The organism is Paracoccus binzhouensis (assembly GCF_016446475.1).
GTDB lineage: Bacteria > Pseudomonadota > Alphaproteobacteria > Rhodobacterales > Rhodobacteraceae > Paracoccus > Paracoccus binzhouensis.
Map to the genome: position 1 here is coordinate 1 of NZ_JAEHFP010000149.1, position 9,236 is coordinate 9,236.

The 9,236-nt window shown below is 60.3% G+C and carries 5 protein-coding genes and 1 pseudogene; all 6 read right to left on the reverse strand.

All coding sequences use genetic code 11. The features are described from left to right. Window positions 1-74 precede the first annotated feature (74 nt). Window positions 75-3,113, reverse strand: a complete 3,039-nt coding sequence (locus I9P22_RS21765) for an Eco57I restriction-modification methylase domain-containing protein (RefSeq protein ID WP_199262059.1) — start codon at window positions 3,111-3,113, stop codon at window positions 75-77. Continuing rightward, window positions 3,110-6,262 (reverse strand): DISARM system SNF2-like helicase DrmD, encoded by a 3,153-nt coding sequence (gene drmD / locus I9P22_RS21770; RefSeq protein ID WP_199262060.1) that lies wholly within the window; start codon window positions 6,260-6,262, stop codon window positions 3,110-3,112. Before drmD ends, I9P22_RS21765 begins: the two co-directional genes overlap by 4 nt. 75 nt (window positions 6,263-6,337) lie before the next feature. Then, on the reverse strand, window positions 6,338-7,432 hold the full coding sequence (locus I9P22_RS21775; RefSeq protein ID WP_199262061.1) for a DNA cytosine methyltransferase: 1,095 nt from the start codon (window positions 7,430-7,432) through the stop codon (window positions 6,338-6,340). Then, complete coding sequence (mads1, locus tag I9P22_RS21780; protein ID WP_199262062.1) at window positions 7,429-7,671, reverse strand: methylation-associated defense system helix-turn-helix domain-containing protein MAD1; 243 nt, start codon at window positions 7,669-7,671, stop codon at window positions 7,429-7,431. Before mads1 ends, I9P22_RS21775 begins: the two co-directional genes overlap by 4 nt. A 231-nt stretch (window positions 7,672-7,902) precedes the next feature. Then, window positions 7,903-8,817: a LysR family transcriptional regulator gene (locus I9P22_RS21785; protein ID WP_199262063.1), complete on the reverse strand. Its 915-nt coding sequence runs from the start codon at window positions 8,815-8,817 to the stop codon at window positions 7,903-7,905. 106 nt (window positions 8,818-8,923) lie between these two features. Next, a pseudogene (locus tag I9P22_RS21790) lies at window positions 8,924-9,142 on the reverse strand (VOC family protein); the annotation flags it as partial. Window positions 9,143-9,236: the final 94 nt, after the last annotated feature.

Below are 9,236 nucleotides of genomic sequence, written 5' to 3' on the forward strand. Positions count from 1 at the left end.
ATTGCGTGCCAAGGTCACCTCCCACGTAGAGATGATCTTGAATCACAGCCAGACGCGCAGGGGAATCCTTTTTGTCAACACAACCTAAGGTTGGATTTCAGCCTGACGGGCGTCCATGACTCCGACGTGCCCAGATATGAACTGATATGGCTTGTCGGCTTGCCCGCAAGCGTACGCGCTCCGCGCCAGTCGCCCTTGACCAGATGGACGCGGCTGGTCACGACGTTGGCCGTCCCCGGCCAGACCTCGCTCGGATAGGCTGCAACGATCACTCCGCCCTGCGCAAGTATTCGGTCCAGCCCGATCTCGCGCGTATTGCCCTCCGCGATTGTGTTGACGGCGAGTAGGCCGAACAGTCCGTCCTTCGCGAGTAGCGAGAAAGCCGTCAGGAAAAAGTATGAAACCAGATCGGCAGACCCGCGCGTCCCACCAGCGAGCTGTTCGACGAGATACTCCCGGAACACCGTTCCCATGGCTCCGGTGATCTTCTGGCCACCCAGGAATGGAGGGTTGCCCACCATCGCGTCGAAGCCGCCTCTCGATCCGGTGAAGACTTCCGGAAATTCGAGCGGCCAGTGGAATGGACGGCGTATGTGTTTGCCGTCCGCCACATCCCTGGCGAGGCCGACTCTCGCCCGCCGCTTCATGGCGGCCACGGCGTCGGTCTGACCAGCAATCGCATTGCCTGCTTCGACCGAAAGTGCGGCGGTGTTCGGGTTCTTGCCGTCTGCGGTCAGCACCTCGCCGATCAAGGCATCGGCGATCAGACCTGGAAGCTCCAGCTTCACCCTTGCTTCCTCGTCCATAGCGGCCATCGCCAGCACGTCACGGATATCGCGGATGGGTCGGCTTCGAATGCCGGCGCGCACGGTGATCGCCGTCTCGATGGCCTGATCGATTTCCTTGGCGAAGAGCTTCTTGGAGCTGCCCGTGCCCGGCTTCATGTCGAGGTAAAGCAGTTGGTCCAGGTGGTGGACGCCCAACAAGCTGTCGCCTGCGCGGAAGTTGTGGTCGAGAAAGCCAAAGGGACGGCCCTTGGCCAACGTGACCAGCCAAATCGAGAGCTTCGCGAGCTCCACCGCCAACGGATTGACGTCGACGCCGTAGAGGCATCGCTCGGCGATCAGCCGCCGCGCAGTCAGCAATCTTTCTTCCGGATCGTCACGCAGCGGTTCATGTCCGTTGGGTTTGGCAACGACAACGCCCTCGGCCGTAACCGCATTCCCCGCCGCCTCGCTTTGGCGCCAGGCTTCGACTAGACGCTCAGAAAGCCATCGGCAAACCTGTACGAGAAAAGCCCCCGAGCCCATGGCCGGATCGCAGATTTTGAGATCAAGCAGGGCCTCTGGAGATTTGAGCTTCCACTCTTCACGCGGCTTACCTTCGGCCGGGCCTTCATAGGCGACCGGTTCGAGGGTTTCCTTGACGATGGCCTCCGTCAAAGACTTCGGCGTGTAATGCGTCCCGGATTCGCTGCGGTCCGTGCCCGTTGTGACTGTAAACGTCCCTTCGGGATAAACGAGCGGATAGCCCCAGCTGTCGATGCGAAGCAGATGAAAATACGGTGTGATCCTGTCGCGCAGTGACTGATTGCCATGACAGGCCGTAAGCAACCTATCGGCGTCGGCTTCGTCCACGTTCTTTGCATAGTCGTTGTGGACACGGCTCGCGGAGCTACCGGTGCGTTCCCTGAGCAATTCGAGGACGGCATCGTTGCCCTTGCCCCTCGCGGCGTCCAGTTCATCGAGACCGACCCAAGGTTTCTTCGCGCTCTTGGTCGCATCAAGGTCGAGCGTGACCTCTTTGGTTCGGACAACCGTTCTTTCGAGCAGGCCCTCGTACACATAGCCGATCTGTTCGACGTCCAGAGCGCGATAGGACAGCGCGCGCCCTTGGAACAATTGCACGGCTTCCAGCAACAGAAGGACCGTACGGTTGTCGATCGGAAGGGGTGCACACGGGTCGGTCTTCCAGTTCGTTCCCTTCGCCCTCCCTTCCAGAAAGGGAAAACGATCGGGGTCGAATAGCGAACCGCCCAGGGCTGGCAGTCGCATAGCCTCATGGTCTACGCCGCCATAAACCACCCGGAATATCGCAAGCAGACGCGACCATGCATCGAAACGTCGTTCGAGAATTTCCTCGGTTTCGCTGCGAAGCTGCATGCGCAGGGTAGAGACGGCGTAGTTGGCCTCATAGCGCTCGTCTCCCAAGAGCATCAATCCGCGCTCTTCGGCAGAAAGCAGGAAGACGATCCGCATCATCACGGTCAAGCCGGCTTCGTACAGCTCCGCCGGTTCGACATTGGCGAGGAGCGCGCGGTTGCGGTCGACATCCGCCCGGTCAAGCGACTGGATGAGGACTTCGACCGCCCGTCGGACCTGCTCTCCGAGCGCGTCGGTAACTTCGTCCTGAAGTTTCAGAGACTCGTCCAGCAAGGCAGGCAATTGCTCGGAACCGTCGACGAAAAACCGTCTCACGCCGAGCAGATTGACGAAGGCCCGCAATGTGGACGGCTCTTGTCCCCACAGCCGGGCATACCAACTCGCGAAAGTGGTCACAGCCCCGACCGGGGCATCGATGAACATCCACTGTTCGCCGTTCGTGACGAGGCCCAGCCTGACATTCACGGCACGACACAGATCGACCATTCGCTCGGCAGGGGTGGTCGCCCAGCCATCGCCTTTGAGTGGCCTATCGAGCGGCGTATCCGGCCCGTATTTGCAGACGAGCATCAACGGCCCTTCCGCCCGCTGATCGTCGATGACGGCGTAGTCGGGACGAAGCGTCACGCCGTATTCCGCGATCTCGCAGCTAACCGCGCCCGGCAGCTCGGCTCCCGTCTTGAAGACATCACCTTTGCCGTCGTCGTCCAGTTCGAGGGCCTGCCTTAATACGAAGTCGATCCAGGCCTCGTGAATTTGAGCCAGGTCCGGGTCGGCCAGATCGATCGCTTCGCGCCATTCGTCATAGGCTTGCCGGATCGTCCTTCGCTTTTGCGTATCGAGTTCTTCGAGTCCCTGGGGGAATGCGTCCTTGAGCACCGGCTCGGCCAGAAACGGGCCGGAAATGTCGATGAGCGACAGCCACTCTGTATGTTGGGCGAGATCGCTCATTGCCCCGCCTCCTCAATTTCAGACTCGGGGACCAGCAAGATGACGGCGACGGGAAATGTCCGTGCCGCAAAACCTTCGTAACGCTGCTCGATCGCAGCGACTTCCTGCAACTTTTCGTTAGGGATGCGTGCAAGGCGCGCGCGCAACGCATCGGAATCCCGACGAACTTGCAAGCGCTCATCCTCGGAAAACAGCGAGAGCTGTTGCGGCTGCGTATCCTTCTTGAGTTCGCTCTCGATCGCGCGCGCCAGTTCGTCCAGCACGGTTCCGATGTTCTTGATTTCCTGGCTCTTGCGGGTGTTCAACGTGTTTTTGAGATTGCGCAGACGGTCGCGTGACCGGACCTCGACCGTTTGCAGCACCGAGTCTTCATGGTTTCGAAAGCGGCGCGCCATCCGGCTGAAGGCAGGCTCCTTGCTTGCGAGCGGCTGCGCGCGGTCGAGCCACTCGTTGATTTGAGTGACGCGCGCTTCACGCGCATAGCCGTTGTCCCGTAGGTATCCGCCCGACACCGTGAGCTCTTCGTGCAGGCGATGATGATTGCCGCCGGTTATGACGAGACGGGAAACGACGACCGCGGCGGGTGTTGCCAAAACATCGTCGGGTAGCGACCGGACATCGACCCTGTGGAGTTTTTTGACGTCATCGGTCGCCCACACTTCGGCGCGCATCAAGCGCAGGCACATCTGCACCAGGCGGTGATTCATATGCACCAGAACGACATCGTCACGGTTCTCAGCGACGTCGTGGTCGAACGTGATCGGCCTCAGCTTCCCGGTGTAGGGATGGCGCAGGCCCTCCAGACAACGCGCCCATGACCCTGTGAGCGGCGGCATCTCGAAGACCGTCCCGTCCGGTGCGTTTTCGAGGGTGAACGGCTTCAACGGCGGCTTTTCCGCCAGCGCCAGACCCGCCTTCACCGCGGCGAGAATGCGTTCAGGCCGCAAATGGAAGTCTTTGCGGGTTTCTTCGAGACGTTCATGAAGACGTTCGATACGTTCTTTGAGCTGGCGGTCCGCTTTCACGAAGCGTCGCGCCTTGGCAGCCCGTGCCTCGGCTTCGCGCGTATCGAGCTCACGCCGTCGGCCTTCGATGAGTCCTGCCATTTGCGGGACGATCACCGGGTTCACACAACCCATGTCTTCGCGCATCGCTTCGAGTTTTCGGAGGGCGCGGATGATGTCGTCTTTGTGCCCGCCCAGCGCGTCGCCTTCCGCTTCACCACCATCGACCGGATGCCAGATCAGAACCTCGTCTTCCTTCTGGCCGTGCCGGTCGATACGGCCGTTGCGCTGCTCCATGACATTGGGGTTGTACGGAATCTCTACGTGAATCAGTGCGTTACAATAGTTCTGCAGATCGATCCCTTCAGCCGCGGCATCGGTCGCGAGCAGAATCCTGACTTCGGAATCGCGGGGATGGGTTTGAAACGCCGCCTTGACGATCTCCCGATCCTCTTGCGCCATCCCGCCGTGGATAATGGCCAGTCGCTCGCCGCCGAACCCGTGGGCGGCCAGCAGCTCGTGAAGCCATTGATGCGTCGTCCGGTATTCAGTGAACAGGATGACGCGCCGGTCATTCCATTCGCCTTCGGGTTTCAGGTTGGCTTCGATCCATTCGATGATGGCGTCCGCCTTGGAGTCTGGCTTGTGGCTCGCTCCTTGCGCCCATTCCCTCATTTGCCGGAGCATGCGGCGCTCGTCTTCCGTCAGCGGCGCGCTGCGCTTGCTGGCCTCTTCGACGGCCTCTTCCTGTGCTTCTTCGAAGCGGCCGTCGTCAGCGTAGTCTTCTTCGGCCTTCTGAATGGCCTTGCGCAAAATACGATCGCTCAGCGCGTCCGGCTCGCGCACGGACGCCGCCGCCGTGAGGGTCGCATGATGCCGTTCCAGCGTGGAAGCGAATGCGGCAGGGGACGAGAACAACCGCTTTTTGAGCAGGCTGTTGACGAACTTCGTTCCTGTCGCCCCCTTGTCCTTGGCGGTGCTTTCACGGCTCGCACAGTAACGATCGAGCAGTTTGTGGATGGCGCGCTCGTCGGCAGTGAACGGTACAGTCAGCGCCTTGAGGTTTCTTTTGGGATAGATCGGCTTGCCATCGCTGTCGACGAGGTCGGTCTTCAACCGTCGTATCATTACCTGCGAGAGTTGAAGCTCATCCGGAAGAATGTTCCGCGAGAACCGCTGGTCGTCGAGAAGCTCAAGCAAGGACGTAAACGACTCGGTATAGCCGTTATGGGGTGTCGCCGTCAGAAACAGACGATGTTGGAAGTGCGGCGAGATGCTTCGTATCAGCCGTGTCCGTTGGCTCTCGACCGCATAGTGACCCGACCCGGCCGGCGCGACGTTGTGCGCTTCGTCGACGATGAGAAGATCGAATTTGCGCGGGTAGCTGGCATGGACCGGTAGTACGTCCCGGAGCATGCGCAGGGCCTCACCGGATTTGAGCCAGTCTACCGATGTGATGAGCCGGGGAAACGACGTCCAAGGATTGGCATGGATGCCCCGATTGCGGCGCAGTTCGCGAATGTAGTCCGAGTTGACGACGCGGAATTCCAGCCCGAACTTCTCCAGCATCTCAACGCGCCACTTCTCCTGGAGCGAAGCCGGGCACACGACCAACGCGGTTCGTACCCGATGGCGCAGTATGAGCTCTTGAATCACGAGACCGGCCTCAATCGTCTTGCCGAGGCCGACATCGTCGGCGATGAGGAGATTGGCCCGCGCCATGTCGATCGCGCGAACGAGCGGATCGAGCTGGAAGTCCTGAATACTCACCCCGCTCCGAAACGGCGCTTGCAGGAAGCTCCGGTCCGCATTCGTGGCCGCGCCCCAGCGGACCGCGTCAAGAAAGGCTTCCAGCCTTTCGGTATCGTCGACACCCGTGATTGTCGGCAGCCCCGCTCTTTCGATTATGTGTGCGCCTGGCTCCACCTCCCAGATCACATCGATTTGCTCGCCGAGGCTGTCTTCATCGATGGATGTGAGCGTCAAGCAGTGCTGGGCGATCGAGATATTGGCGGGGTCATCTGACCGTTCAACGTCGGCGACCACCCACTGGCGTCGCCGTACTTCCACGAGTTGACCAGGTTCTGGTGGCGAAACCAGAACATTGTTCTCGCTGGGACTCTTTGCGGCGACTCCTCCACTCATTGGGCCGCCTGGTTCACTAGAGGAAGTTCGGCTTCGGCGGCCATCGGTCGCACTCGTGCCGTGCGCAGGTTTGTCTCATGCGACGAGGGGCTTACGAGCGACATCCGCAATGCCTCCCTTCTTCTGGTCTTCCCGCTCGGTCTCTATGCCGAGGTGCGCCGCGATGCTTTGCCCGATGGCCTCGCCGAGGACGACAGGGACTGCATTGCCGATCATTCGGCCTAGAGCCTTGAAATGGGTAGGGCCGTCGTCCGGCACGAACGCATAACCCTTCGGGAATCCTTGCAGGATAGCGCCTTCCCGCAGCGATATCGCACGGTCCTGGTCAGGATGACCGAAGCGGCCATTGCCGAAGCCATAGAATTGCGTCGTGATCGTCGGAGCCGGATTTTCCCAGGTCATGCGCCCATATACGCCGGGGTAAGTGCGGCCGGTTTCCCTGCGATGGCATTCTGCGACCAGCCGCTCGGGCCAGTCGCGCCACGTCCCACCGGGACGGGAGGCGCGGATGCGCTCCAGGTTCAAATCCGAAAGTTTGGACGAAACGTGGAAGGCATCGTCATCATGAGCGATTCCCGCCTCAATTGCGGGCAGTTTCCCGATCGCGTCTTTGACGGTTCGCGGCTTCGCGTGCGTCGGCGCGATCAACTCGATAGAGCCGATCGCGCTCGCCAGTATGACCATGCGCCGTCTGGTCTGCGGCAAACCGTATTGGGTGCAATCGACTACGCCTTGCCAGACCTCATAGCCGAGCCGGCGCAGGGTGGCGACGAAGTCGTCGAAAACGGCGTGCTTCTCGACCAGGGGAACGTTCTCCATGGTCACGATATCCGGTCGCACGGATTTTACGAGGCGAGCGAACTGGTAAAGCAGAGGCCAGCGTGGGCTCTTCAATGTGTCATAGCGTTGAGAATACGTCGAGAATGGCTGGCAGGGCGCACAACCGGCGAGAATCCGGATCTCGGCGTCACCATACAGCTTCCTCAGCTCCGACGGCGTTACGTTCTTGATATCCTTATCGACGAAGCGCGCGCCATTGTTGGTTTCGAACGGATAGCGGCAGGCGGCATCGACATCGATCCCCGCGACGACGGGAAGCCCAGCCCGGATCAGGCCGTGCGTCAAGCCGCCGGCGCCGCAGAACAGGTCGATGCATGCCACTTTGCTCATTTCTTCCCCCTTGTGGCGCGGCTTTTTCTGCCCTTTGCATCGCTCAACGCATGCTCATTGTGCTCGTCGGACGCTTGGCCGGCTCTCACCCATGAATCGACTTCATCCGACTTGAACTTCCAAAGCCTTCCAACCTTGTGAGCTGGCATTTCTCGTTTGGAGATCCAGCCATAGATCGTGTCCTTACTCACTCCCAGGTAGTCGGCGATTTCCTCGACGGACATCCAGCGATCGGACATGTACCACCATTTCTCCAGTCGACGCGGCGCTAGGATAGTATTCCATCAGTGTGGGGCGGAGTAAAGCAGATTTGATGGGATCTAAACCCGAATAGCTCGGATATGGTCTGATATGATAGGGGTGGTCAGTCCAAAGGTCTCAAGGGCGGCGGTGGCCCGGATCTGCGTATTACCAAAGATCGGTGAACAATGCCGGATCGCCGCGATGCATGCGGAGAAAGGCCACGTGGATCAATCCATAAATGGTCTTCTTCTTTCCGCTGCCATGTTGCGAGCAATGCCAAGGAGACGAAGGACGGCGCGCTTGGGATTGGACTCGAGCCAAACGGCCTGGACGTGGCCAAGGCTGCCGGGGCCGATAATCGGCCGCCAGACCGTGCCCACGATATTGATACCCCGGGCGAAACTCTCACCGGTGATCGTGAACCCCTTGCCAATCTGCACCTTGAGAAGGACTGTCGCCTGACAGGCGCAGCACTGTTCGATGATCGGGGCGCGATCGTTCGTCGCGATCTGGTGCATGAGGCAGGGTTCGAGCAACGGGCCATCGACTCCCTGGGGAACAAGCAGGCGTTCATCGGCCAAGTCGCCCCAAGTCAGCGCCACTTTTCCGGAAAGCGGATGGTCGGCGGGAAGTAAAGCGGCGATGCCTTCCTGCCAGATCGTCTCGGCGTGGCAGCCCCGAGTGTCGTAGCCGCCGCACATGAAGGCGATGTCGAGCTCCCGGCGACGGATGGCGTTTGCCTGTTTGCGGCAAGAGCCATCCTGGATGGCGACGTCAATCTCGGGCCAGGTCTTTTCAACGCGGTCAATGAGGCGAACCAGGAATTCTCGACCGAACGGCGCGCTGAGGCCGATGCGGAGCTTGTCGTTCTCCTTGTTGCGGCGCGCGGTGCCGTTGAGAGCCTCTGCGAGGCCGTCATAATGTCCGCGAACGCTTTCGATCCAGTCCCGGCCTTCCTCGGTCAGCCGGACGCCAGTGTGGCCGCGTTGGAAAATCTGGATATCGAGTTGCTGCTCAATGGCGCAGATGTTCCGGCTGACGGTTGATTCGTGCACCCCAAAGGCCCGTGCCACGCTGCGCATACTGCTTAACTCGGCGACCGCCAGCGCATATTTCAGATGACGAAGCGAATCTTCTGTCACAAGTTCCCCACGATCTTACTCGTGCCATGAGGCAGTGAGGGTTGGACCAGAAAATGACAAGTTGGTTGCACGCCTCTTTGGGGGGATTTCTAGGGCCATGGTTCTCTTACCAGTTTCCGCTATTCGACATGCTCGCCCAAGGCTCTTGCGATGGAAGCGGCTGCCCTCTTTGCAGGAGTTCGAGCGAGATCCCGTCAGGTGACTTGACGAACGCCATATGGCCGTCGCGCGGGGGGCGGTTGATGGTCACACCAGCGGCCTGAAGCCGCGTGCAGGTCGCATAGATATCGTCCACGACGAAGGCGAGATGGCCGAAATTGCGAGCCCCCTGGCTAGGTTGTGTTGACAAAAAGGATTCCCCTGCGCGCCTGGCTGTGATTCAAGATCATCTCTACGTGGGAGGTGACCTTGGCACGCAA